This window comes from Pseudomonas sp. AC252, assembly GCF_979258105.1.
On sequence record NZ_OZ409837.1, the window covers coordinates 146,652 to 171,582 of the forward strand.

General features: G+C 56.3%; 21 protein-coding genes and 3 pseudogenes. 16 read left to right on the plus strand and 8 right to left on the minus strand.

All coding sequences use genetic code 11. The features are described 5' to 3' along the window. Positions 1-60 precede the first annotated feature (60 nt). Together ACZZZ4_RS00685 and ACZZZ4_RS00690 are read right to left on the minus strand one after the other, a co-directional pair. Positions 61-1,077 (minus strand): MraY family glycosyltransferase, encoded by a 1,017-nt coding sequence (locus ACZZZ4_RS00685; RefSeq protein WP_463547036.1) that lies wholly within the window; start codon positions 1,075-1,077, stop codon positions 61-63. Next, the gene (locus ACZZZ4_RS00690; protein ID WP_463547037.1) at positions 1,074-2,045 is read right to left on the minus strand and encodes a UDP-glucose 4-epimerase family protein; all 972 of its coding nucleotides are present in this window, start codon (positions 2,043-2,045) and stop codon (positions 1,074-1,076) included. The genes ACZZZ4_RS00685 and ACZZZ4_RS00690 overlap by 4 nt, the downstream gene beginning before the upstream one ends. A gap of 379 nt (positions 2,046-2,424) precedes the next feature. Here ACZZZ4_RS00690 and ACZZZ4_RS00695 point away from each other — a divergent pair, with 379 nt between their 5' ends. The 6 genes and pseudogenes from ACZZZ4_RS00695 (at position 2,425) to ACZZZ4_RS00720 (ending at position 10,356) form a co-directional block, all read left to right on the plus strand. Continuing rightward, positions 2,425-3,522 (plus strand): DegT/DnrJ/EryC1/StrS family aminotransferase, encoded by a 1,098-nt coding sequence (locus ACZZZ4_RS00695; protein ID WP_039759986.1) that lies wholly within the window; start codon positions 2,425-2,427, stop codon positions 3,520-3,522. Then, positions 3,519-4,463 carry a glycosyltransferase family 2 protein gene (locus ACZZZ4_RS00700; RefSeq protein WP_039759989.1) on the plus strand — a complete coding sequence of 315 codons (945 nt, stop codon included), beginning with the start codon at positions 3,519-3,521 and terminating at the stop codon, positions 4,461-4,463. The genes ACZZZ4_RS00695 and ACZZZ4_RS00700 overlap by 4 nt, the downstream gene beginning before the upstream one ends. Then, a pseudogene (locus ACZZZ4_RS00705) lies at positions 4,456-5,376 on the plus strand (WxcM-like domain-containing protein); the annotation flags it as partial. The gene ACZZZ4_RS00700 and the pseudogene ACZZZ4_RS00705, both read left to right, overlap by 8 nt. A 31-nt stretch (positions 5,377-5,407) precedes the next feature. Further along, positions 5,408-5,818 (plus strand): GtrA family protein, encoded by a 411-nt coding sequence (locus tag ACZZZ4_RS00710; protein WP_235374471.1) that lies wholly within the window; start codon positions 5,408-5,410, stop codon positions 5,816-5,818. Between the two features lie 10 nt (positions 5,819-5,828). Next, positions 5,829-8,024 carry a hypothetical protein gene (locus ACZZZ4_RS00715; RefSeq protein WP_129997329.1) on the plus strand — a complete coding sequence of 732 codons (2,196 nt, stop codon included), beginning with the start codon at positions 5,829-5,831 and terminating at the stop codon, positions 8,022-8,024. Positions 8,025-8,154: 130 nt separating this feature from the next. Further along, positions 8,155-10,356: a hypothetical protein gene (locus tag ACZZZ4_RS00720; RefSeq protein ID WP_463547038.1), complete on the plus strand. Its 2,202-nt coding sequence runs from the start codon at positions 8,155-8,157 to the stop codon at positions 10,354-10,356. A 70-nt stretch (positions 10,357-10,426) separates the two neighbouring features. Here ACZZZ4_RS00720 and ACZZZ4_RS00725 read toward each other — a convergent pair. The 4 genes and pseudogenes from ACZZZ4_RS00725 to gmd all read right to left on the minus strand — a co-directional run bounded on the left by ACZZZ4_RS00725 (position 10,427) and on the right by gmd (position 14,635). Then, positions 10,427-11,565: pseudogene (locus tag ACZZZ4_RS00725) on the minus strand (glycosyltransferase family 4 protein). After that, positions 11,562-12,707 carry a glycosyltransferase family 4 protein gene (locus ACZZZ4_RS00730; protein WP_415761860.1) on the minus strand — a complete coding sequence of 382 codons (1,146 nt, stop codon included), beginning with the start codon at positions 12,705-12,707 and terminating at the stop codon, positions 11,562-11,564. Before ACZZZ4_RS00730 ends, ACZZZ4_RS00725 begins: the two are co-directional and overlap by 4 nt. Continuing rightward, entirely contained in the window at positions 12,708-13,604 is an 897-nt protein-coding gene (locus tag ACZZZ4_RS00735) for a GDP-mannose 4,6-dehydratase (RefSeq protein WP_039759999.1), read from the minus strand. Further along, entirely contained in the window at positions 13,604-14,635 is a 1,032-nt protein-coding gene (gene gmd, locus ACZZZ4_RS00740) for a GDP-mannose 4,6-dehydratase (RefSeq protein ID WP_039760002.1), read from the minus strand. The genes ACZZZ4_RS00735 and gmd overlap by 1 nt, the downstream gene beginning before the upstream one ends. 354 nt (positions 14,636-14,989) lie before the next feature. Between gmd and ACZZZ4_RS00745 the strand changes: the two genes are divergently transcribed. From ACZZZ4_RS00745 to ACZZZ4_RS00790, 10 genes and pseudogenes are all read left to right on the plus strand, one after another. Continuing rightward, a complete protein-coding gene (locus ACZZZ4_RS00745; RefSeq protein WP_463547039.1) occupies positions 14,990-15,496 on the plus strand; it encodes an ABC transporter permease in 507 nt (168 codons plus the stop codon). After that, on the plus strand, positions 15,493-15,813 hold the full coding sequence (locus ACZZZ4_RS00750; RefSeq protein WP_463547040.1) for an ABC transporter permease: 321 nt from the start codon (positions 15,493-15,495) through the stop codon (positions 15,811-15,813). Before ACZZZ4_RS00745 ends, ACZZZ4_RS00750 begins: the two co-directional genes overlap by 4 nt. Positions 15,814-15,825: 12 nt before the next feature. Continuing rightward, the gene (locus ACZZZ4_RS00755) at positions 15,826-16,569 is read left to right on the plus strand and encodes an ABC transporter ATP-binding protein (RefSeq protein ID WP_039760008.1); all 744 of its coding nucleotides are present in this window, start codon (positions 15,826-15,828) and stop codon (positions 16,567-16,569) included. Positions 16,570-16,574: 5 nt separating this feature from the next. Next, on the plus strand, positions 16,575-17,120 hold the full coding sequence (locus tag ACZZZ4_RS00760; RefSeq protein WP_463547041.1) for a hypothetical protein: 546 nt from the start codon (positions 16,575-16,577) through the stop codon (positions 17,118-17,120). Continuing rightward, entirely contained in the window at positions 17,110-17,739 is a 630-nt protein-coding gene (locus tag ACZZZ4_RS00765; RefSeq protein ID WP_463547042.1) for an acetyltransferase, read from the plus strand. Before ACZZZ4_RS00760 ends, ACZZZ4_RS00765 begins: the two co-directional genes overlap by 11 nt. A 10-nt stretch (positions 17,740-17,749) precedes the next feature. Further along, a pseudogene (locus ACZZZ4_RS00770) lies at positions 17,750-18,852 on the plus strand (DegT/DnrJ/EryC1/StrS family aminotransferase). Continuing rightward, positions 18,852-19,424 (plus strand): glycosyltransferase family protein, encoded by a 573-nt coding sequence (locus tag ACZZZ4_RS00775; RefSeq protein WP_463547043.1) that lies wholly within the window; start codon positions 18,852-18,854, stop codon positions 19,422-19,424. The pseudogene ACZZZ4_RS00770 and the gene ACZZZ4_RS00775 overlap by 1 nt, the downstream one beginning before the upstream one ends. Then, complete coding sequence (locus ACZZZ4_RS00780) at positions 19,421-19,885, plus strand: glycosyltransferase family 4 protein (RefSeq protein WP_463538820.1); 465 nt, start codon at positions 19,421-19,423, stop codon at positions 19,883-19,885. The genes ACZZZ4_RS00775 and ACZZZ4_RS00780 overlap by 4 nt, the downstream gene beginning before the upstream one ends. After that, complete coding sequence (locus ACZZZ4_RS00785) at positions 19,882-20,919, plus strand: glycosyltransferase family 4 protein (protein WP_039760021.1); 1,038 nt, start codon at positions 19,882-19,884, stop codon at positions 20,917-20,919. The genes ACZZZ4_RS00780 and ACZZZ4_RS00785 overlap by 4 nt, the downstream gene beginning before the upstream one ends. Continuing rightward, positions 20,916-22,217 carry a glycosyltransferase gene (locus ACZZZ4_RS00790; RefSeq protein WP_463547044.1) on the plus strand — a complete coding sequence of 434 codons (1,302 nt, stop codon included), beginning with the start codon at positions 20,916-20,918 and terminating at the stop codon, positions 22,215-22,217. Before ACZZZ4_RS00785 ends, ACZZZ4_RS00790 begins: the two co-directional genes overlap by 4 nt. 48 nt (positions 22,218-22,265) lie before the next feature. On the opposite strand, the gene ACZZZ4_RS00795 is transcribed toward ACZZZ4_RS00790, so the two are convergent. Together ACZZZ4_RS00795 and ACZZZ4_RS00800 are read right to left on the minus strand one after the other, a co-directional pair. Then, positions 22,266-23,651, minus strand: coding sequence for a glycosyltransferase family 4 protein (locus ACZZZ4_RS00795; protein ID WP_129997337.1), 1,386 nt, complete (start codon positions 23,649-23,651; stop codon positions 22,266-22,268). Continuing rightward, a complete protein-coding gene (locus ACZZZ4_RS00800; protein WP_463547045.1) occupies positions 23,648-24,871 on the minus strand; it encodes a glycosyltransferase family protein in 1,224 nt (407 codons plus the stop codon). The genes ACZZZ4_RS00795 and ACZZZ4_RS00800 overlap by 4 nt, the downstream gene beginning before the upstream one ends. Positions 24,872-24,931 lie beyond the last annotated feature (60 nt).

The window sequence follows — 24,931 nt, forward strand, 5'->3', positions numbered from 1 at the left end:
CTGCTGAACTGCTGGCATGCACTGTAAACCCAAATGACAGAGCCGTGACGCGGTGGCCTTTCAGTTCTTTTCCAGTTCGCCGGCGCGATATGCGATTGCAAGCCACAGCAGAGGAGCATAGGCGACAATAACGCCCAGGCTCTCGTCCAGTCCGAAATGCGTAACGGCCACGGCAATCGGCAACAACCAGAACATATTGATCACGGCAACGGTAATAGTGACGGGCAGATGACTGCCAAACCGACGAGAGGCATATTGATAGGCGTGACTGCGATGCGCCTCATAAACTTTATCGCCGCGCAGCAAGCGCCGAAACAGCGTGAATGTCGCATCGACAATAAACACGCCGAGCAGTATCAGCCAGCCCCATAGCAGCTCGGCACTCTGCCATGCCGCCTGCAGCGACAAGCCTCCCAGCACGATACCGAGAAATCCGCTGCCGGCATCGCCCATGAAGATTCGAGCGGGCGGAAAATTCCAGAACAGAAAACCGCCGACGCACACCGCCAGCAGCAGCGGCGCCCAGACCACTTGCGGCCAACCACCCAGCCAGCCAAGCAGACAGGCGCCGAGGCATACGCAAATGGCCTCGACACTGGCGATACCGTCAATACCGTCCATGAAGTTGTACAGATTGAGCAGCCAGACAAGATAAAACACCGCCAGCACATGACCGACAACACCCAGGTCGACCACCACGCCCCAGAACTGCAGGGCAGGGAGTCCGCCCATCCACCAGAGCAACCAGGTCGCCGCGGCAAAGTGCCCCAGCAATCGCCAGCGTGCAGCGATGTGTCCATGGTCATCCATGAACCCAACCACGGCGACCAGCGCCCCCGCCCCGGCGATAGCGATAAACGGCGCGAACGCAATCAAATCCCGCCACAGCAGATACACCAGCGCCAACAAGAACGTCAGAACAATCGCCACCCCGCCACCACGCGGGGTTGGCACCGAATGCGAGCTTCGCGCATTGGGAATATCCATAAGGCTTCTTGCCAGAGCGTAATGACGCAAAGCCCAGGTCAGTGTCAGGGAGAGAAGCGCAATGATCGCGATGAACCATCCGTAATTCATTGTTGGCGAGTATCCAGAAAATGTTGCGCCGTCAGGTTCAAGGCGCGATCAAGGGCCACTGGAGGCACCCAGTTCAATAGTTGGCGGTTCTTGCTGATATCGACCTGCAAAGAACCGAAGAGTCTTTGCGACAGCGCTTCACGGCCCAGCAATCTGGCCACACCGCTCATGAAACCGACGGAGACCGGCAATAGCCGGGCCGGTCTGCCAAGCGCGGTGCCGAGCCTGCGCAACAGCTGAGTGGTCGAGACATCTTCACCATCACTGGCCAGAAACACCTGATTTGCAGCTGCCGGGTGCTCGGCGCAGGTCAGCACCAGATCGATCAGATTATCGAGCGCCACCAGGCTGCGCCGATTGTCGACGGCACCGAACGGCAGTGGCACGCCGCGATATAGCCAGCGCATCATGCTGAGGAAATTGGCTTTGACGCTCGGGCCGTAGACCAGCACCGGGCGGATGATGACCACGTCCATGCCGGTGCCCGCGGCCAAAGACAGCAACGCCTGTTCGGCTTCGTGCTTGGAGATGCCGTATGGATCGACCGGCGCAGGTAGGTCATCGGCCGTGTACACGTGCCCGGGCGCAGTGCCCTCCCCGTTGACCTTGATCGAACTGACGAAGATGAAACGCCGCACTCCGGCCGCCGCGGCTTGCCGAGCGAGATCCAGAGTGCCTTGCACATTGGCTAGACGGAACGCTGCCAGCGGATCGGCGTCCACCTCGTTCATGATATGAACCCGCGCCGCGGTATGGATGACGCAATCGACGCCCTGCATTGCCTCCGATAGATCCTGCCCGCGGCCAAGACCGGACCACTGGACCGCATGCATGCGAGGATCCATAGCCGTTTCGGCGCGGCGCAGAGGGGCCACGACATGGCAGTCCGCTGACGCAAGCAATCGGCCGATCAATGCCCGGCCCACAAAACCGCTGCCACCCGTTACCAGAAATGTCTTGGTGCTCATGGGCGACCCTTGGAAGAAATGGATACTGCACACACACTGCAGCGACGCTGTTGCAAGTGACGGAACCGCGCTTCTGGCGCGACGCCAGGAAAATCCGATCGGCTACCGCACGAGGCGGGCAGTTTATTGAATCGACGACTTCATAGCCACTTCTGTGGCGATAGCAGTCCTGCAAGCTGCATCTACCGCAAAGCCAAACACTGGCGCTAATTGCACTTTGCTGTTGGAGCGGGCTCAGGGTACGGATAGAATCCGTGCGGAAAAGTGATCGGAGCGCTCGCAGCTACAGGATTTCAGCTCCGCCATCACGTCAAATCTCGGCTAACACCGGCCAAAATCAAGATAGCAGACGCCTTTTGCTTCGAAATGGAGAGCACCCATGCAACAGATCAACAACCTCGCAGCGAAGATCGACAAGTTCAAGTCGCAGATTAACGCTTCGGTGCAGCGCGTGGTCGACAGCGGTTGGGTGGTATTAGGGCCGGAAGTCAAACGCTTTGAAACAGCATTCGCTGAGTATCTGCAGGCTGGCCATTGCATCAGCGTCGCCAATGGAACCGACGCCATCGAGCTGGCGCTCAAGGCACTCGGTGTCGCTGAAGGCGATCAGGTCGCTACAGTGGCCAATGCCGGCATGTACACCACCACATCGGTACTGGCCATCGGCGCAACTCCGCTGTTCATGGATGTCGACCTGGACACTCATGTGGTCACCTTGGCGAGCGTCGAGCAAGCGATCGAAGCCGGGGCCAAAGCCGTTGTCGTTACCCACCTGTACGGTCTCGCAGTGCCGGACATCAAGGCCATCGCGGCGTGCTGCGCGACGCACAAGGTTGCTCTGCTGGAAGATTGCGCCCAGGCTCATGGCGCCGAGCGCGATGGTCAACGCGTGGGTACCTTCGGGGACGCTTCCAGTTTCAGCTTCTATCCAACGAAGAATCTCGGAGCCCTGGGCGACGGCGGCGCTGTCGTGACCAATTCGGCTGCAATTGCCCAGCGTGTTGCGCAATTGCGCCAATACGGGTGGTCATCCAAGTATTGCGTGGAGCTCGCAGGCGCCCGCAACAGTCGCCTCGATGAAATGCAGGCGGCCATCCTGTCCGAATTTCTGCCGCACCTTGATGAGGGCAATGCGCGCCGCCGCGAAATCGCCCAGCGCTACCGCACCGAGATTCGCCACGGTGACATCAACCACTCGCCAGACACGGGCCTGGCCTCGGTTGCCCACCTGTACGTGATCAAGTCGCCGAAACGTGACGCTCTGCAAAAACACCTGCGTGAAGCGCAGATCGCCTCAGACGTGCACTACCCGATCCCCGACTACAAGCAGCCGGTATTCGGCCAACAGTTCGCCGGTCTCAACCTGGTCAACACCGAGCAACTGGCTTCGGTCATCCTCACGCTGCCTTGCTATCCGGAAATGACCGACGCCGAAGTCAGCAACGTGATTGCAGCCGCCAATGGATGGACTGCATGAGATATTCCGTCATCGTTCCAGTCTATAAAAACGCTGATTCGATTCCCCGGCTGATCCAGGCTCTGACCGACATGAACACCACACTCGAGAATCAGCTCGAGGTGGTGTTTGTGGTGGATGGCAGCCCTGATGACTCGTTCCTGTTGCTCAAACAGGCTTTGGGTAGCATGAAATTTTCTGCACAACTGCTCGCGCACTCGCGCAACTTCGGGTCGTTCCCTGCCATTCGCACCGGCCTGATGGCTGCCAAGGGTGATTATTTCGGAGTGATGGCCGCCGATCTGCAAGAGCCGCCAGAACTCTTGATCAGTTTTTTCAAGTCGCTGTCCAACGATGAATGCGACGTTGCCATCGGTACGCGCAATGCCCGCCAGGATCCGTTCTCCAGCCGGATGGCGTCGTCGATCTTCTGGGGCCTGTATCGCCGCCTGGTGGTGCACGACATGCCTGCAGGAGGGGTCGACATCTTCGGCTGCAACAAGGCGTTTCGCGAGCAGTTGCTGCAGCTGAACGAGTCGCGCTCGTCGCTGATTGCGCTTATTTTCTGGCTCGGCTTTCGGCGCAAGTTCATCGAATACGAACGGCAGACACGCCTGGAAGGCAAATCGGCGTGGACCTTCAAGAAGAAGCTCGAGTACATGATGGACAGTGTGTTCGCGTTTACCGATTACCCGATCAGACTGCTCACACGCATGGGCGCCATGGGCTCGCTCATTTCGCTGTTCATCGGCTTTATGGTGATCATTGCGAAATTGTCTGGAGCTATCGAGGTGCCAGGGTATGCCGCCACCATGCTGGTGGTGCTCTTGTTGGGCACACTCAATCTGCTCGGCCTTGGGCTCGTGGGCACCTATGCCTGGCGCGCCTACGAAAACAGCAAGCAGCGTCCGCTTGCCATCGTCTGCATGAAACTCGACAACAAGGAACATTCCAATGACTGAGCCGTTCATCCACGCCAGCGCCGATGTAAAGAGTTCGAAGATCGGCAAGAACACACGCATCTGGCAATACGTTGTGGTCTTTCCGGACGCGGTGATTGGTGACGACGTCAACGTCTGCTCGCACTCGCTGATTGAAAATGACGTGGTGATTGGTGATCGCACTACCATCAAGTCCGGTGTTTACGTGTGGGACGGCTTGCGGATCGGCTCCGACGTATTCATCGGCCCGAACGCCACGTTCACCAACGACAAATTCCCACGCTCCAAGGTATATCCGGAGACGTTTTCGCAGACGGTCATCCAGGACGGCGCCTCGATTGGCGGCGGCGCGGTCATTCTGCCCGGCGTCACCATCGGTACCGGCGCAATGGTGGGTGCAGGTGCGGTCGTTACCAAATCCGTACCTCCGTACGCCATCGTGACCGGCTCTCCGGCCCGTATAACAGGCTACGTGGAAAACTCCGCTTCCAGTGATGCCACCAAGACTCCTGCTGTCAAAACCCAGGAGCAGGATGATGCGGTAGTGCGTATCGGCGTCGGCGATGTCACCACCCACCGCTTCAAATACATTGCGGACATGCGCGGCGACCTCTCCGTAGGTGAGTTCCACAAGGAAATCCCGTTTACCGCCAAACGTTATTTTCTCGTGTTCAATGTTCCGAGCCAGAAAACCCGCGGCGAGCATGCCCACCACAAGTGCCACCAGTTCCTGATTTGCGTCAAAGGCAGCTGCGCAGTGGTGGTAGATGACGGCACCAACCGTGCCGAAGTGTTGCTCGACGCTCCGAACAAAGGCATCTATCTGCCGCCACTGACCTGGGGTATCCAGTACAAATATTCCGAAGATGCGGTACTGCTGGTGTTCACCTCGGACTATTACGAAGCTGACGATTACATCCGTGATTATTCAGAGTTCACCAAGCTGACTGCCAAAAAAGCGCGCCGTGACCACACTGAAAAACAATCCGCAAGTTCGCCGCTGGATCAGCTTCCTGATCGGCGGCGGGCTCAATACCGGAATAACTTACTGCCTCTATCTGTTGCTCAGCTATGTGATCAACTACCAGATAGCCTATGCGATCGCCTATGTTGCCGGAATAGTCTTTGCCTACTTCTTCAACTCGAAAGTCGTGTTCAAGGTCGAGCACTCGGTGATCGGCATGCTTGTTTATCCGACCATTTATCTCGTGCAGTACGTACTCGGCGCAGTGTTACTCAATGTGCTGGTCGAGCACTTGAATATGCACAAGGCTGTCGCACCGATTCTGGTCATATTACTTCTCCTACCCTCAAGTTACCTTCTAAACAAAGTCGTTCTTAAGGCAACTCATAAAACCAAGCCCGCGAAGGATTAACAGGCGCCCCATGACATCAACTAATCTGGCGTTCACGCCGACGTCGTCGTTGCAACACAGAACGGCGCTGACTTTGCTGGCGCATTTCGGCCCGGCAATACTGACAGTCTTTTTCATGTGGCTGCCGTTTGGCTTCGCGCTGACAGGCCTGCTCGAAGAATGGGGTGTCATCGGTCTGTTCAGCAGGATCGGCGTGTTTTTCGTCACCGATGTCACCAGTGCGATGCCGGCCCATGCGCTGCGCCCACTGACAATTTTCCCTCACGCTCTGGGCTACTTTCTGGACCCCGACACGTTCAATTACTGGCATGTGCTGTTGATCATCGCCCTGGTCATCAAGGGATGGGCACTGAGCGTCATCACAACCCGCATCACGGGTGCTTTGAAATGGGGCATGCTGGCGAGCATTCTGGTCATCGTTTTTCCTGCCGACACCATGCAGTTGTCGTTCAGATCGATTCACATCAACTGGGCATTGAGTCTGGTTCTGCTCGCCAGCGTCACCTTTTTGCATGCGCTTGACCAGCGCAGTCGCGCGCGCGCTTTTACATTCAGCATTCTCTCCAGCCTCCTGCTCGCTGCAGGCTGCGCAATGTATGAAGTCGCCTTGCTGCTGGCCGCTATTCCCGCACTGGTCGTTTTCGTTCAAGTCGGCTTCAGTGGCCTGATACCCCATCTCAAGCGATTTTTCGCCCACTACCTGATCTGGGCCGCTGGAGCGGTCGCCTACATCGCCTACGTCATCCATACCGCTCCGCTGGTCCAGACCTATCAGGGCGCAGTCGTCGGCGATAGCGCCCTGGCCTCGCTGAAGAGCCACTACAGCAAGATTTTCACTCTGGGCCTGGGACACAGCATCATCGGTGGCTGGATAGATGCTGTACGCATCACGCTCCGCGAAATCAGCAGCTACTGGTATCTGGCCCTCGCCACTCTGGTGCTGCTGGTTCTGATCCAGGTCGTCGCCCGTAAGTCGACCGCCCTGACTCCCGCAAACGAAAACGGCCGTAGCTGGTCCATGCTGGGTCGCATGATCGTCGTTGGCCTGTTACTGATTTGCATGGGCTACCTGCCCTTCATTTTCAACCTCGCCCACATGTCGGTCAGCCAGCGGACCTTCCTCTATGCAGCGCCTGGCGCAACCCTGTTCTTCCTCGCCCTGTTTGTCGCTGTGGACCGTTATTCGAAGATCGCCAGCACGGCTGTGGCCGCACTGCTTGTCTGCACAGGTCTGGCGGCCCAGCTATTCCAGTTTCAGCACTACATCGACATTTCGCAAAGACAACAACGCGTGCTGAAAGACATCGTCGAAAATTTCGATGGCAATGCTGTCAATAAAACGTTGGTGATCCTTGATTATTCCAATGAGCTGAACCATGACTGGATGTTCTTGAACCCCAATCTTTCAGCGGTTCTTTTCCACATCTACGGCAAGCCTGTCGACACTCTCGAGGTTTGCTATATGCCGAGTCATGAATGGCAGCAAACCGACTCGCTGGCACGCAAGGGTACCTGTGAACAAACCGCAGAGGGCTGGACATTTCACTATCCAACCCCCGCTGGCGGCCCGGGAGTTGCGACTACGCAGCAACTACCTGACAGGAAACTGGCAAAAGCCGACGTCGTGACGGTCGCCGTTGGCAAACCAGATCCGACACCGACTACGCCGGAACTGGAGGTCTACCGTCGCAACCTTGCCTCCAATGTATTGCCAATTTCAGCACGACTGCATGGCATTACTGAAAGCGCACCGTGGTTCAATTTCTTCACGTTCCGCAATCAGGAACACCGAGACGAATACTTCTGGGGCTTCGGCAAATACTGGAGCCTGGACGCGCCTATTGCAGGATCTGGCTGGCGCAACACGGAATGGGAGGCAAGCCGAGTCGGGCATACCTCGTCCGCCTGGAAAAACGCTCCCCATGCCACACTGAATTTTGACCTGGCGCCGACCCCGGGGCCATACGCAATCAGTGGTCTGTTCAACGCATTTGCCAATGAAAAAATTCGTGCCGAAATGCAGGTTTTGGTCAACGGTACCGTCATACCGGTGCAGTGGAGCGCGGACGGCAGCTTCGGAGGCGATTTGAATCCGCAATTGCTCAAGACCGGGCGCAATGTCATCGAGTTCGTGTCGGCAGTGGATAACAACTACTACGGACTTTCAGCCAGATTGGACTGGGTAAAAATAGCCAAGCAGCGCTGACCCATAGCCCCGATAAGCCGTTTGATCCTGGATGCTTCTTCGCAGGTGTCCGGGATACCGGCAACTTTAAATTATTCCCGCCGAGGATTCGCCTACCTGGATCCCGGCGTATCGCGCAAAGGCATTTGCAATGATTACGAAGTCTTCGGTACAGACTAGCGAGCCAGGCACGCTTTCCCGGCACACATTTACGAGCCGCTGTCTCGCCGATATCCTGCCTGCCATAGTTGTGGTACTGATACTCTGGCTGCCCTTCGGATTCGCCCTGACAGGCTTGCTGGAGGAATGGGGAATTCTGGGCCTGTTCGTCAATAACGGTGTGTTCTTTTTCACCGGAACCACCAGCCCACTTGCAGCCCACGCACTCCGACCGCTGACGATTTTCCCTCAGGCTGTTGCCTACTGGCTGGACGGCAACTCTTTCGATTACTGGCATGTATTGCTGATGATTGCCTTGGTCATCAAAGGCTCCGCAGTCAGCTACCTGCTAAGAAATCTGACAGGCAGTATGAAGTTAGGGATGATTGCCAGTGTTCTGGTGATTATCTATCCCGCGGATACCATGCAGCTGTCGTTTCGCGCGATTCATATCAATTGGGCACTCAGCCTGGCTCTGCTGGGCAGCGCCTTGTTCCTTTTTGCTCTGAACCTGCAACGCAAGCTTCATGCGGGACTGGTCAGCGCTCTTGGCGCCACTCTTTTCTCTGCCGCCTGCTTCATGTACGAAGCGTCGTTGTTGCTCGCTTGTATTCCGGCACTGGTCATCTATTCAAAAGTCGGCATGAAGCGCGCACTGCAACAAATGCTGCACAAAGTAACTAACCACGGAATCTGGCTGCTCGGCGTGGGCGTTTATCTGGCTTACGTCATACATACCGCGCCCCTGGTGAAAAGCTATCAAAGCAGTCTGGCCGGGAAGGATCTCGTATCTACCCTGACCACCAACTTTCCCAAGCTGTTCAGCGTTGGACTGATGCGCAGTAGCCTTGGTGGCTGGTTTGATGCCGCCAGAATCACCGCTCTGGAGTTTGTTAACTACGGTTATCTGATCACCAGCAGCCTGCTGTTGACTCTCCTCATCATCCTTCTCGCCAAGCGTTACGCTCAACCGGTTGGACCAGCGCGCTTTGCCGATCTGTCAATGAATGCGCGGCTCGCGCTATCGGGATTGGCGCTACTGCTGCTAGGTTACGCTCCGTTTTTGCTTTCCGGCGCACACCTCGTCATAAATCAGCGGACGTTTCTGTTCGCAACGCCGGGCGCAGTCCTGCTGTGGCTCGCGGCCATCAACACGGGCTTGAGTCTGTCCAGACCGCTGACCAATGCCTGCATAGGCTTTCTGTTTGTCACTGGCATTTCATTCCAGCTTTATCAGTTTCACCACTACGTTGAAATCTCAAAAAAACAGATGGGTATCCTGAAAGACATTGCCAATCACTTCGACGGGCAACTCAACAACAGGACAATGCTGATTCTCGATTACGGCAATCAGCTCAACCATACATGGATGTTTATCGCCGACGGCCTTAACGGTTCGCTTTCATACCTTTACGGCAAACCCGTCTCAAACATTCAGGTCTGTCACATGCCCAGCGGCGAATGGCAGCAGACCGACGCAGTACAAAGAAAAGGTCGATGCATCCAGGGCGATAACGGTTGGACATTCGAATATCCAACGTCGGTTAGTGGCCCTGGCTTCCCGACTACGACCCAGCCGAAGAGCCTTACCATTGCAAAATCGGATATCGTCACTGTAGAGATCGGCAGGCAAACGCAGGCTGACTCCGTCACAGATGCATCCAACAGCACTAAGCCAGTAATGCCTGCGAACGTGCTGCCTGACCGCTATCAAAGCATCGTTGATGTAATGAATGAAAAAACTCACTTCATTCGCTTCAAGGACATGGTCGTCAACGATGACTATCGGTGGTCATTCGGGAAATGGTGGAGCATGGAACTTCCAACTCAAGGGTCAGGCTGGCGCGAAACGAGTTGGGATGTGAATTACTTTCATCACCAGCCATCAGCCTGGAAGAGCGAAAAGCAGTCCAGCCTGATATTCAGGTTCGCTCCGAAAGAGGGTCGGCAATACGTTCTCGAGGGCAGATTCAGTCTGTTACTCAACAATGCGATCATGAACAGCATGGCAATATCGATCAATGGTTCACCCGTTACTCTTTCGTGGGGCGAAATGGGCAATTTCAAAGCAATGATTGATCAGGGCGTACTGCGCCACGGCCCCAACGTCATCGAGTTCAGCTCATTGACCGATGACAACTATTTCGGATTGTCCGCAATTCTGGAAGGAATCCACATCTCCAGACAACATTGAGCTGAAGCAAGTAGCGGAAACAGGCGTTCGAAAATCCTGGACGCCTGTGATGCTGCTATCTGGGAGACAGTCAGCGCTCAATCACGTGGGGCGCAGAAGCCTTGATGACTTTGCGGTAGACAGCGGCGTAGGCCTTCACCATGTTTTCAGCTGCAAAGACGCTTTCATATCGCTGCAGTGCTCGACGCCCCATCTGCAGAGCCAACGGGGTATCATGCCAAAGCCGATTCATTGCCTCAGCCAATCCGTCAGAGCTGCGCGGAGCGACCACGAGCCCGGTTTCACCGGCGATATTGATAAAGGTCGTACCCGAGCCGATTTCACAGGAAATGAGCGGTTTGCCGTACATCGCCGCCTCGAGCAGCGAAATGCCAAATGACTCCGAACGCAAGTGTGATGGAAACACAAAGGCATAACACAGCGTCAACAGCGCAGCCTTGTCCTCATCACCCAAGCCTCCCAGAAAATGCACATTGGCAAGGCCGAGCCGCGCAGCCTGCTCTTTTAGTTCGGACTCCTGATGCCCGCCCCCGAGGATCACCACTGGCAAACCGCTGATCTTTGCCGCATCCAGCAAGTAATCGAGCCCCTTGTAATATCGCAAGGCACCGACGAACAGGAAGAACTTAGAACCCACCCTGCTCCGCCAGAAATCAAGCCTGGTTTCGGGGACGACCGGATAGGTAGCCCTGTCCAACCCATAAGGAATGATTTCGACCTTGTCGCGGAACCGTGACAGCACCGGACTGCTTTGTGCGTAGTTAGGTGAAGACGCCACGATACAATCCACGCTGGAGAGAAAGCGATTCATCAGTGGCTGATACAACTTGAGCAGTGTCTTTTGCTTGACGATATCGGAGTGATAACTGAGTACCGAGGGTTTGCCATGCCGAGTCGCAAAATGGACCAGGTCCATATAAGGCCAGGGAAGTGGTAATGCACCACATCAGCCTCTTTGGCCAATTGCGAAAAATCCTTGAACGCGGACAGAGAGAATCCCGTCGAGGCAACATGCATATCCAGCCTCGAGCGATGGGTCAGGTGATTACCCACTGTTTCATTACGAGCAGCGCCCCGTTCACTGAGGTACAGCACTTCCGAGCAAAACCCGTGTTCCGCGCCGCCTTGGGCTATCTGGAAAATGACCTGCTCGATCCCGCCCATCGTTTCCGGGTAATAGGTTTTGAAGAAGTGCAGAACCTTGATCATTTGGCGTCGATAACCTTTTGGTAGACCTGCAGGGTTTCTCGAGCACAACGCTCCCAGGAAAAGCCTTGCGCGTGCTTCATTCCCTTGATGACGGCGGCATCGCGCCAACACTGATCGGTCAGCCCGCGCTCGATAAGACCGGTCAGCGCTTCTACGTCCAGCGCGGCGCACATCAGCGCAGCATCACCCGCCACCTCGGGCAGCGAGGAGCTATTGGAGCAGACCACCGGCACCCCGGAGCTCATGGCTTCCAGAACCGGTAGACCGAAACCTTCATAAAGCGACGGAAACGCGAACAGACGTGCGCCGGCAAACAGCAGGGGCAAGTCTGCGCTGGGAACGAATCCGAGATAATGCGCCCAGCCTTCACGCCTGGCGCTTTCGAGCTTCTCGTGAATCGCGTCGTTGCGCCAACCGTGATACCCGGTAAGGATCAACGGCCAACGGGTTCGCAATGCAAGGGGCAATCGACCATAGGCGGCGAGCAACGTCTCGATGTTCTTGCGTGGCTCGATCGTACCGACAAAAAGCGTGTAGCCATCGGGCTTCAAGCCATGGCGTGCAAGCACATCGCGAAGCTCATGCGGCGCGCGAGGAAAGAACTCCGGAGAGCTGGCCAGCGGCACAGTATGGATTCGTTCGATGGGCCATGAAAAATAGCTGGCCAGTTCCTGTCGCGTGAATTCCGAATCAGTGATCAAAGCATCGGCCCTGACCAGTGTGGTCTTCAGCTCTTTTTGCAGATAACGGACTAACTGCGGCGCGTGACAATGCGCCCAGGTGAAGGGCGACAGATCGTGAAACGTTGCCACGCTGCGCCCGGCAAAAGGCGGCAGATAATAATTGGGGCTGTGGTAAAGAAAATCCCCATGCCCTTTCAGGGCAGCCTTGCGCAACATCGGCATCAAAAGCCGATAAGCTTCAACTGCCAAAAAGTTCTTCTGCACCGCACGCTTCAAGCCGTAACCACTGCCCGACTCATTGGAAGCTGTGGGAAGTTCAGGCAGAAAACGTCGACCGGCAAAAAATTGCAGGTCGGTAATTTCGGGACTTTGCTGAAGTCTCAGCGCAAGTTCATAGGTATAGCGACCGATGCCAGTCAGCGGAAAGCGGATCGGCTCAACTGAAAGAACTAGCTTCATTTATTCCGCCGCAAGCATCCAGCTCAGAGTTTCTTCCAGTCTTGGCGTATCCCAGCCCTGAACCAGCTCACAAAGACGGGTATTGTCGCCGCAGAGAATTTTGACTTCGTTGGCTCGGACGAACGCCGGGTTCACTTCGACTGCAAGCTGATGCCCCGTGATAGCCGAACACATGTCGATCACTTCACGCAGGGAATGACTCTTGCCCGAACTCACATTGACCGTCTGGCCAACAGGCCGCGCCTCGATCAAACCGCGATAAGCCTTGACCACTGCACGCACATCACTGAAGTCGCGAGATACATCGAGATTGCCCAGCTCGATCTTGTCCGCACGTTGCCGGAAATGAGCGACGATCTTCGGCAGCAGAAAGCTCTCGGCCTGGCCGACACCGGTGTAATTGAAAGGACGCGTCACCACTATCGGCAAGCGGTTATGCCAAAGACTGGCCATGTATTCCATGGCCAGTTTGCTGACTGCGTAATCGTTGGCCGGCGCTGGCGGTGTGGTTTCACTGAGCAACCCCGCCGAAGCATTGCCATAGACATTGGCACTGCTTGCCAGCAGCACGCAGTCCGGCACCTTGCCACAAGCTGCGACGGCTTCCAGCAGGTGACGGGTGCCGATGAGATTGACGCGGTAGAACGTATCGGCCGCACCGTGAGCCACAAAGGCGAGTGCAGCCAGATGAATTACCACGTCGGGTTGAATAGTTGCCAGTAACTCGCGCAAGGCAGAACCGTCAGCCAGATCAACCTGATAATAGCCAGGTTCATCCGACGGTTGTGTACCCATCCCTATCACTTCATAGCCACCGGCCTTGAGCTCAGCAGCCATGTACCGCCCGGTGAAACCTTGAATACCTGTGATCAACGCGCGCTTACCGGCAATACTCATCAGAACGAAAACCCTTTCTCATTTCGACGCAGATCCGCCTCGACCATCATGCGGCACAGCTCTTCAAGCGTGGTTTTTGGCTCCCAGCCCAGCGCCGCTTTGGCTTTGGCAGGGTTGCCGATCAACAGCTCGACTTCGGTAGGGCGGTAGAATTTCGGGTTGATCGTGACCAACACCTTGCCAGTCGCCAGGTCTGTGCCCTTCTCGTCTTCAGCCGCACCGCTCCAGGCCAGATCGATCCCGACAGCCTTGAAGGCCATGGTGACGAAATCGCGCACGGTTTCGGTACGGTTGGTCGCAAGTACAAAAGTATCCGGCTCGTCTGCCTGCAGCATGCGCCACATGCCTTCGACGTACTCTTTGGCAAAGCCCCAGTCACGCTTGGCGTCCAGATTGCCGAGTTCCATCTTGTCGAGCAGGCCCAGCTTGATCTTCGCCACAGAGTCGGTGATCTTGCGGGTAACGAACTCGCGTCCGCGCAGTGGCGACTCGTGGTTGAACAAAATGCCGCTGGTGGCAAAGATGTTGTAGGACTCGCGGTAGTTGATGGTCATCCAGTGCGCGTACAGTTTGGCAACGCCGTAAGGACTGCGCGGGTAGAAAGGTGTGCTTTCGATCTGGGGGATCGCCTGCACCTTGCCGAACATCTCGGAAGTCGATGCCTGGTAGAAACGCACTTTCGGATTGACGATCCGGATCGCTTCCAGAAGGTTCACACACCCCATGCCGGTAATGTCACCGGTAGTCAGAGGCTGATCGAATGACACGCCAACGAAACTCTGGGCTGCAAGGTTGTAAACCTCAGTCGCTTCAGTGGTCTGAAGCAGACGGATGCTGGCCGACAGATCGGTCAGGTCGTACTCGACCAGATGCAGATTGGGATGCTTTTCAATACCCAGCTCCTCAATGCGCCAGAAGTTGACAGAACTGGTTCGACGGTAGGTGCCGTACACCGTATAACCCTTTTCCAGCAGCAGTTCCGCCAGATAGGCGCCGTCTTGCCCAGTAATGCCGGTAACGATAGCTTTCATGCGAATCCTCTAAACTCCATTAGAGAGCCTTTGCCAGGCTCCGTTGTGTCATGTGCGCCCATTGAGCTCTAAGTCGAAGAGCCATGAAATCTTGCAGATCATACAGAATGCGGCTCGGAACGACGATACCAAAGCTGTTCGCCAGGCGTAACAGGATCATTATGCCAGCAGCCCATAACCTTCCTCCGCGTGTCGAGGATTGCATTCTGCCCGATCCCTGCCACGCCTACACGGATATATAAATCAAGAAGTTGCTGCTACTGATCGAAATCCTCCAGCTCGTGCGACAGGCAATAAAGAAATAACTCAGAAAGAGTGACACTCCCCGCACCCAAGCCTAAAATGGCGTGTTTTTTGATCAACAATCTGGTGCTATTAATGCGCAATGGTTCAGTAAGTATCGCCGTGTCGGACATCATCGCCGCGACGAGACGGTACGCTTTAGTAGGGATGCTAGGCTGGCAGGACGTTCGCCAGCGCTATAGAAGGTCGGCACTCGGACCGTTCTGGCTGACTATCAGCATGGGCGTCATGATCGCCACCATCGGTGTGGTTTTCGGTCAGATTTTCAATTCTCCGATTCAGGAATTCCTGCCTTTTCTCGCGATCGGCATGATTCTCTGGAGCTTCATGTCCACGGTGATCACCGAAGGCTGCACCGGCTTCATTGCCGCCGAAGGCATCATCAAGCAATTACCGATCCCCCTGTTTGCCCACATCATGCGCATGATCTGGCGCAACATCCTGATTCTGGGTCACAACATCGTGATCTTTCCACTGGTACTGCTGGCCGTCGGCAAACCGCTGACCTGGTTGGCCCTGATCAGCATTCCGGGTTTTTCCTGGCACTGCTCAACTTGACCTGGATCGCCCTTCTGCTGGGCATTCTGTGTGCGCGCTACCGTGATCTGCCCCAGATTGTCGGAAGTTTGTTGCAAGTCGTGTTTTACCTCACGCCAATCATGTGGATGCCAAGCTTGCTGCCGCAACGGGCAGGTCTGTACCTGCTCGATCTGAACCCGGCCTACCATGTCATGTCGGTGGTTCGATCCCCGCTGATCGGGCAGTTGCCCACCGCTACCAACTGGTGGGTTTCCCTGGGCATGGCCGTCGTCGGCTGGGCTTTCGCGCTCGTGGTTTACGGCCGTTACAAGCGCCGCATCGCATACTGGCTCTGAGAAGAACGACTAATGTCCTTGATCGAATTCAAAAATGTCTGTGTAGATTTTCCGATCTATAACGCGAACGGACGCTCGCTGAAAAAGCGTCTGATGCAAGTGGCTACCGGCGGTCAGTTAGGTGCGGATCAACAGGGCCGAGTGATTGTCAGAGCTCTCGAAGACCTGACTTTCACGCTCCGCGACGGGGATCGGGTCGGCCTCCTTGGACACAACGGCGCCGGCAAGAGCACCCTGCTGCGCTTGCTCAGCAGCGTGTACGAACCTTCCTCCGGCACCGCCGTGATCAAGGGAGAAATCGGCTCGTTGATCGACATATCACTGGGTACGGATCCGGAAGCGACCGGCCGGGAAAACATTTTCCTGCGCGGCGGCATTCTTGGCATGACCAAGTCGGAGATCGCCGAAAAGCTCGACGAGATCATCGAATTCTCCGAGCTTGGTGATTTTGTCGACATGCCGATCCGCACTTATTCGTCAGGGATGCACTTGCGTCTGGCGTTTGCGGTTTCGACGACGATAAAACCGGAAATCCTGTTGATGGACGAATGGCTTTCGGTGGGCGATGAAGGCTTCAAGCACAAAGCCGAAATCCGCATGAACGAGCTGGTGAAATCGACCAATATCCTGGTGATTGCCAGCCACTCGCGCGAACTCGTCATGCACACCTGTAATCGAGTGCTGTGGCTGGAGCACGGGAAAATAAAAATGGATGGCGACCCGGCGACGGTCACCGCAGCTTATTTCGGAGCTTGAGGCAGATGAACAGCATTAAGCGCAACGGCGTGGATATACAGGTGGCTTTCACGCTGGCCTCCAGCCGCCTGCACGCCAAGAACCTCATTGAAACGGGGGCTGATGTCCCGGCGGAGGTTGTCGCGACCAAGCCAGGCATGAAACTGATCGTACGCCACTATACGAAACAGGCGCTTGTGCGTATTGCGCATCGCCTTGTCAGAGCGGCCCGACCGGTCACCCGTCCACTATTGTTCCGCCTGCGCAACTACTTCACCTCCACCCTCCGTCAGGAAATGCTGGAAGAGTTCACCAAGCTGCAGAAGATTCAGTACCAGCAGCACCAGCAGATCGTTCTCGAATTTCAGCGCCTGGCGAACTCGGCGAAGATCCAGGCCCGACTGTCGCAAAAATCTTTTCCGGCCAGCACTCGCTGGAAAGTCTGCAACAACAACTGGACCGTATCGAACGGAAATGTCCGGGCGTCGACCGTCAACCGGCTGTCGATTCGCCTCAGGGCGAGGCCACGGCCGCTCCTCGACAAGCCAGAGGTGAAGGTGCATGAAAAGTGAAGTGATCGTCGTCGGTGCCGGCGGGCACGCCAAGGTGTGTATCGAATTGCTGCGAGCCCAAGGCGATAGCGTCGCTTACTGCGTAGGTAATCCGGACAGTCCGGATACCTGCCTGGGGGTTCCCGTACTTAAAAATGACGAACACCTCGCGGCGCTTCGCAATGATGGCTACGAAAAGGCATTCATCGCGATCGGCTCCAATTCGGTGCGAAACAAGCTGGCCGCAAAGGCGAACCAGCTGGGGTTTGGCCTGGTCAATGCGATCAGTCCGGCAGCAGTGGTATCACCTTCAGCTAATTTGGGGAGGGGAATCGCCGTCATGGCCGGCGCCGTTATCAATGCCGAGGCGAAAATTTCGGACCTGTGCATCGTCAATACCGGCGCCACTATCGATCACGATTGCGTGATTGGCGAGGCGGTCCATATCGCTCCGCAATGCGCGCTGGCGGGCAATGTGCATGTGGGCAAGCTCAGCTTTATCGGTGTCGGCAGCAAAATCATCCCCGAGGTTCATATTGGCGAGTCGGTGATGGTAGGTGCCGGCAGCGTCGTCATTTCGAACATCGGGTCGGCAACCACAGTCGTAGGCGTGCCAGCCAAAGTTCTACATAAAATTTGAAGGAACAAGCATGAATCGTATTTCTGTTGCACAACCGAAGCTTGCCGGAAACGAACGTAAGTATGTGCTGGATTGCCTGGATACCAACTGGATTTCCTCGAACGGCAAATACATCGGCGCCTTCGAAGAAAGCTTCGCAGCATTCTGCGGCGTCAAGCACGCGATCGCGACCAACAACGGCACCACTGCACTGCACCTGGCATTGGTCGTGCTCGACCTGCAACCGGGCGATGAAGTCATCATTCCGACAGTGACCTACATTGCCACCGCCAATGCCGTGCGCTACTGCGGAGCGACGCCTGTATTGGTGGACGTTTGCGCCGATACGATGAACATCGATCCGCAGACCATCGAAAGCAAGATCACCGCGAAGACCAAAGGCATCATCCCGGTGCACCTGTACGGTCACCCTGCGCAAATGGATGTCGTCAACGAAATCGCCCGCAAACACAACCTGTGGGTGGTGGAAGACGCGGCCGAAGCCCATGGCGCCGAGGTCAAGGGCAGCAAGGTTGGCAGCCTCGGCACGTGCGCAACCTTCAGTTTTTTGGCAACAAGATCGTCACCACTGGTGAAGGCGGCATGATTACCACCAACGATGATGAGCTGGCGGCGAAACTGCGCCTGTTCCGTGGTCAGGGCATGGACCCGAAGCGTCGTTACTGGTTTCCAGTGGTCGGCTACAACTACCGCATGACCAACATTCAGGCAGCGATCGGTCTGGCGCAGATGGAAAACATTGATACTGCCCTGGCAGATCGTGATCGGCTCGCTGGCTGGTATAACGAAGCGCTGGCCGACCTGGCTGGCAAAATCGTGTTGCCGACCGAGGCCTCCTGGGCCAAACAGGTTTTCTGGATGTACAACATCTTCCTGAGCGATGGCGACGAGCACAAACGTGACGAAGTCATGCAAAAGCTTGATGCAATGGGTATCGAAACCCGCCCGGTCTTCTACCCGATGCACGTGCTGCCACCGTACAAGGAGGACAGTACCTACCCTGTTGCAGACTTGTGGTCGGGACGGGGCATCAATTTGCCGACGCATCAGGACCTGACTCAGGATGACATCATCAGAATTGCAGCCAGCCTGCGTGAGGTCCTGGCCGACTGATGAAAATCGCCCTTTGCTCCACATTCGTGCCCTTCATCAGAGGGGGCGGAAGGAATATCGTCGACTGGCTGGCCTCCACGCTGACGGCAGCCGGCCATCAGGTCGAAGTCGTCTACTTGCCCGAACTGGACGCGCCGGATCTGTTGTTTCAACAGATGATGGCGTTGCGTTGGGTCGATCTGCAGAGCGCTGACCGGGTGATATGTTTCCGGCCACAGTCGCACCTGATTCCCCATCCGCACAAGATCCTCTGGTTCATCCATCACATTCGTGCGTTCTACGATATGTGGGACAGCCCGTACCGCGATTTCCCGGACAATGCCAAGCATCGCGCAATTCGCGATGCGCTGGTGGATGCCGATACCCGAGCCCTGGGCGAAGCAAAGGCGATCTTCACCAATTCGAAGGTCGTATCCAAGCGACTCAAGACCTACAACGACTTCGATAGCGAGGTGCTTTACCCTCCGGTCTTCGAATCGGAGCGTTTTTTTGCGCTGGCTACAACGATGAAATCGCTTACATCTGCCGCCTCGAACATCACAAGCGCCAACACCTGCTCATCGACGCACTGAACTATACGACGACGCCGGTCCGCCTGCGGTTGCTGGGAACGGGCGCGGGTCCAGACTACGGCATCGCCCTGCGCGAAAAAATCGAAGAGTACGGCCTTTCGGACCGAGTGACCCTGGATGATCGCTGGATCACTGAAGAAGAAAAGGTCGCGCAGCTGTCAGTTTGCCTGGCTGCCGCCTACCTTCCGGTTGATGAAGACTCCTACGGCTACCCCAGCCTCGAAGCCAGTCACGCGGAAAAACCGATCCTAACCACTACCGACTCGGGTGGCGTTCTGGAATTGGTTCAGGATGGCTATAACGGCTATATCGCCGAGCCGACTCCAGAGTCTCTGGCCGCTGCGATGGACAAACTCTACCGGGATCGAAGTCTGACCGAAGCCATGGGCAAGAATGCCCGGCAGCGCCTGGTTGACTTGAAAATTTCCTGGTCACATGTGCTGGAGCGTCTGTTGGCATGAAAGTCCTGATTGTGAACAACATGGCTCCGTTCATCTGGGGCGGCGCCGAAGAACTGGCGGTCAATCTGCAAAGAAACCTGCTCATGGCCGGTCACGACGCCGAAGTCATGCGCATCCCGGCTCAGTGGGAACCGGCATCGCGCATCCCCTCCCAGATGCTGCTGACCCGCACGCTGGAAATTTTCAATACCGATCACGTCATCGCCTTGAAATTCCCGGCGTACCTGGTTCGCCACCACCGCAAATCACTGTGGCTGCTGCACCAGTATCGTCAGGCCTACGACCTTTACGACGTCGGCCAGACCAACCTGCCGGCAGACAAGAGCGGCAGCGACATTCGCAACGCCATTATCAACGCGGACAACGAAACTTTCGCGGAGAGCCGCAGCATCTACACCAACTCCGAAGTGACCAGACAGCGGTTGTTCAAATACAACGGCTTCGACTCGCAGGTGTTGTTGCCGCCCGTAAACGATCCTGAAGCATTCACCGGCGGTGAATATGACGATTACATATTTGCCGGCGGACGCGTCAACGGCATGAAGCGTCAGCACTTGCTGCTGCGAGCACTTGCCAAAGCCGACAAACGGGTCAAGCTGGTCATTGCCGGGCCTCCCGAGTCGCACGCCGACACGCTGCAATTGCATTCGATCATCAATGAGTTCGGCCTGCATGACCGCGTCAAACTTGACCTTGGATTCCTGCCTCGCTCCACCTACGTCAATTATGTCAATCGTGCACTCGCGGTTGCTTACATTCCGTTCGATGAAGACTCCCTGGGTTACGTCGCGATGGAAGCCGCCACTGCGCGCAAAGCACTGATCACGACGACGGACAGCGGTGGCATCCTGGGCCTGGTCAATCCGCAGGAGTCCGGATGGCGGGCAGAACCCACTGCAGAAAGTCTGGCAGAAGCGATGAATGCGGCATTTGAAAGCAAAACCCGAACCATCGAGTACGGCGAAGGCGCGGAGGCGCTGTGGAACACCCTGGGCATCAACTGGCCCGAGACCATAGAGGCGCTACTTAAATGAAACTGGTCATTTTTACCCCCGGCGTCAAATCCTCCGCCATCGGAAGGATGACTCGTCTCGTGGTTCGCGCCCTGCTCAGTCAGCAGCACCACATTGTGCTGGTGCGCACTGAAAGCTCGCATGTTCTCGACAAAGAGGCTCATGACTTCGGTTGCACCGTCATTGCCTGGACGGATGAAGAGCGGGTTGGCACCGAAGTGGCGGACGCTGACTGCCTCGTCTACCAGATTGGCGACAACTACGAGTTTCACGAAGGTGGCGTGGCCTGGCTTCACAAAGCCCCGGGCATCGTCTGCCTGCATGACTTCTTCCTCGGCCATCTTTTCTGGGGTTGGGCGCAGCAACGGCGCGATGAGGCCCATCACATCCTGACGCAGTGGTACGGACGCAGAATCGCCAGCGACTACTTCAACGTCAGCGACAGTACGACCTTCATCAACTCGACGCGAGAAACCGCACCGCTGACCGAATGGATCAGTTCGATGGCCACCGGCGTGATTACCCATAGCAACTGGGGCTGCAAGCGGGTAATGGCCGCGTGCGCGGGTCCGGTTTTTGTGACGCCGCTGGCCTACGACGCTCCCGGGGCTGTCGCCGGGCAACCGGTACAAAATGACAATCGCAAGTTGCGGTTGTTGACCATCGGCCACGTCAACCCCAACAAACGGGTGGAAAGTTGCATCAAGGCCATTGCCAGCAACGCCTCACTTCGAAAGAACGTGAGTTACCGTCTGGTGGGCGCGATTCTTCCGGATGTCGAACGGAAATTGTCCGAAATGGCCGCCAAAGCCGGGGTCGAGCTGATTATTTCCAACGAAGTCGATGACGCCGCGTTGTCAGAGGCCATTCGCGAAGCTGACGTTATCAGTTGCCTGCGCTGGCCCAGCCTCGAAGCGGCTTCGGCCTCTGCGATTGAAGCGATGCTGTACGGTAAAGCCACCATCGTTACCGACACCGGCTTTTACAGCGAACTGCCCGATCAGTACGTATTGAAGGTATCGCCTGAAAGGGAAATAGAAGATCTGAAGAAGATCCTTCTATCACTGCGCAGCAGCCCCTCCGCGGCGATCGATATCGGCAAGCAGGCGCAAACGTGGGCACAGGAGACATTCACGGCCGAGAACTACGCCCACAAACTTGTGCAGGCGGTGCCTGTCGCGCTTCGGGCGAAGGTCATCATTTCAGCGGTCGACCATTTTGCGACCATCATCGAGAAATGGTCAGCAAGCCCCGAATTGCTCGGTACGCCCGAGATTCTCAAGTCGCTGAATCTGTTCAACACCAATACGATTGCCTGAATACCAGCATGCGGTGGATCGACCCTGATCCACCGCATGCTGTAATCGTTACTTCAGGCTATCGAAAACAAACTGCGCCGTCTCTTTCCAGGCAACGGGTTTGTAATCACGTTTGATCGCCGCTTCCTTGGCCGCCAGCGCCAGCGGATCGAACGCATACTTGTGCAGTTCAGCCACCCAAGCCGACACATCCCATGGCTCCAGGTAATCCAGCAGCTGCCCGCCTACTTCCGGAATCGAAGCCGCATTGGAGGCCAGGCAGTACTTGCCGGCAGCCAGACTTTCGGCAACAGGCAGTCCCCACCCTTCATACAATGACGGGAACGCAGTCATCATGCAGTTGCGGTACAAGTGCATGAGGTCTGAGTCCGACACGTTATTGAGAATGCGTATGTAATCCTGAGTTCTCGGATCAAGCGAGATGTCCGATAACAAGTCACCAACGCCCCAACCCGGCATTCCGACAAAGACCAGTTTAGGCAGATCCTGAACACCGCTATCGATCAGGCGGGTATAGGCGCGGTAAAGCACTTCATGGTTCTTGCGGCGCTCAATCGTGGAAACGAACAGGACGAAACGCTCTTTCAACAATGTTTCGACGTCAGGGCTGACGGCGTCGCTCAACTCGTGAGATAGCTGGCAGCCCAACTTGACCACCGCCGTTTCAGGAACCGGCGCACCCAATTCATCGAGCAACGCGATCAGATCCTTGCGCGTGCATTCGGAAATGCACAGGATCTTGTCCGCGCACCAAGCGACGTCAGCAAAGTAATTGGCAAACTTGGCCGCAACATCACCCACACACAAATGTGGCAGCCTCACCGGAATCACGTCGTAGCAGAAGAGAATGACGCGCAAACCGACCTGCTTCTTCAACTCATAGAGATGCACAAGGTCTTTATTGTCCCAGTCCAGCCCCACCGATATGTAGCTGTCACCTTTGGCAAAGGGATGGCCGCCACTGTGCACTTTGCGTGACGCAGGATTGAATACATGGCTGCGCTGGGCCGGTTTGAAAAAAGCCCGTGCGGCCGAAATCAAATGGCGGACGCCGATCACCGCTTCCACGATGGAGGTACGGCGCAGCTGGAAAAACTGATAGATACGCCCGCTCAACTTGGGAGGCAGGCGGTTCAGTACCTTGGTCGCCTTTTCTTTCAGGCGCGCCTCTATCGAACGTTTATTGGTAGTGCCGGCAATTGCCCGGCCTGGCGCTGCCGCGTGAACCCCGGAAATTCTCTTCAGGGTTTTTGCCACGTCGGTCGCATCGATCGCGCTGTATCCGGTGGCATGACTGAAGAAGCAGAACTTCACCTCTTCCCCCGCCGCGATCAGTTCGAGCGCATGGGCCGCAGCCTCGGCCTCGGTACGAATAATGCCTACGGCTGGCCGACGCCAGCCAAGAATGGTTGTTACATCAAACCAGGTGGTCATGCTTGCGCCTTCTGAACGATAACGTCTGCCGCTGTACGCGGAATTGATTCCAGACTCCGAGCCCACGTCAATGGCTCACGCGATGCTCTGTCCGGGCCGTCACCACTGATCATCGCAGGCCCGGTGAGACGCGCGCGGATTGCCGCATGAAACTCGTGGGGCGTACGCGCGACACTGATCTCGGGAAGCAGAAGATGCTGTTCGAAACCACGAAATGCCGCTTCGGTGCCGATGACGTACTTGCCAGAGTAAATGGCTTCTGCGGTTTTGATATTCGAGCCGCCACCGTGAGGGATCGGTAACAGAAATGCGTGCGCAAGTGTCTTGACGGCGTCCAGATCTTCGTCCGGCAGCATGTACAGCAGTTGCAGGCGCGACAGGTTCAGTTGTCCCCAGCGACTGTCGCGAAGTGTGGTTTCGAGGTGCTCACATACACTGCCGACCACCACCAGTTTGCTGTCCGGAGGAATGCACGCCAGAGAACTGCCGAGGCATTCATTGAAACCCTTGAAATTGGGCGGATGGGCACTGGCAACATAGAGAATCCAGGGCGACTGCGGCAGCCGCTCTTTCCAACTGGCGAGCAACTCCGCCCTGGCCGACCATGGCGCGATACCGTTGGACGCCAGCAGCGGTCTTTTCGCGCCCCAGACCTTGAGAATATCGAAATCGGCCTGGGTTACCGCCACGGCAATATCTGCTTCCAGCGTTGCCTTGCGCTCGAGCGTCTCGATGTCGGCGATCACCGATTCGGCGCCCTTGATGCCATAGCTGTCGAGAATCTCCTGCTTCAGCGGAGCTTCGATGTTCTGCGAGCCGTAGATGAGGCACGCATTGGCGTATTGCGGCATCTGGCGGATCTTCAGCACCAGCGGCCATAGCCATGGCTGCTCGACATGAATGACGTCGATCACTGGCGGCAGTTTCTTGAGAATGTCAGCGAAACCGCCCTGCTCCGACGCTGCGAATTTCCCGGACAGCAAATCGTTGATCAGTGGCACATACGTGCCCTTGTATTTCCTGAAGTCGCTGCCAGCCGGAAAGCTGACATCGTTGGCACCCAGGGTAGATGGCGGATAACCTTCCGGCTCATATACAGCCAGATGAGTTACATCCCAACCATTTTCGCGAAAGGTCTTGGCGATGTTGGCGACCCGGACCTGTCCGCCGTGACGGGGACTGGCAATCGGGTACGTGCTTAGCAATAAAACCGTTTTCAAAATGGCAACCTATAGAAATGATATTTCGCAACCCGCGCCCGCATCGCTGTGCTTCGCTCA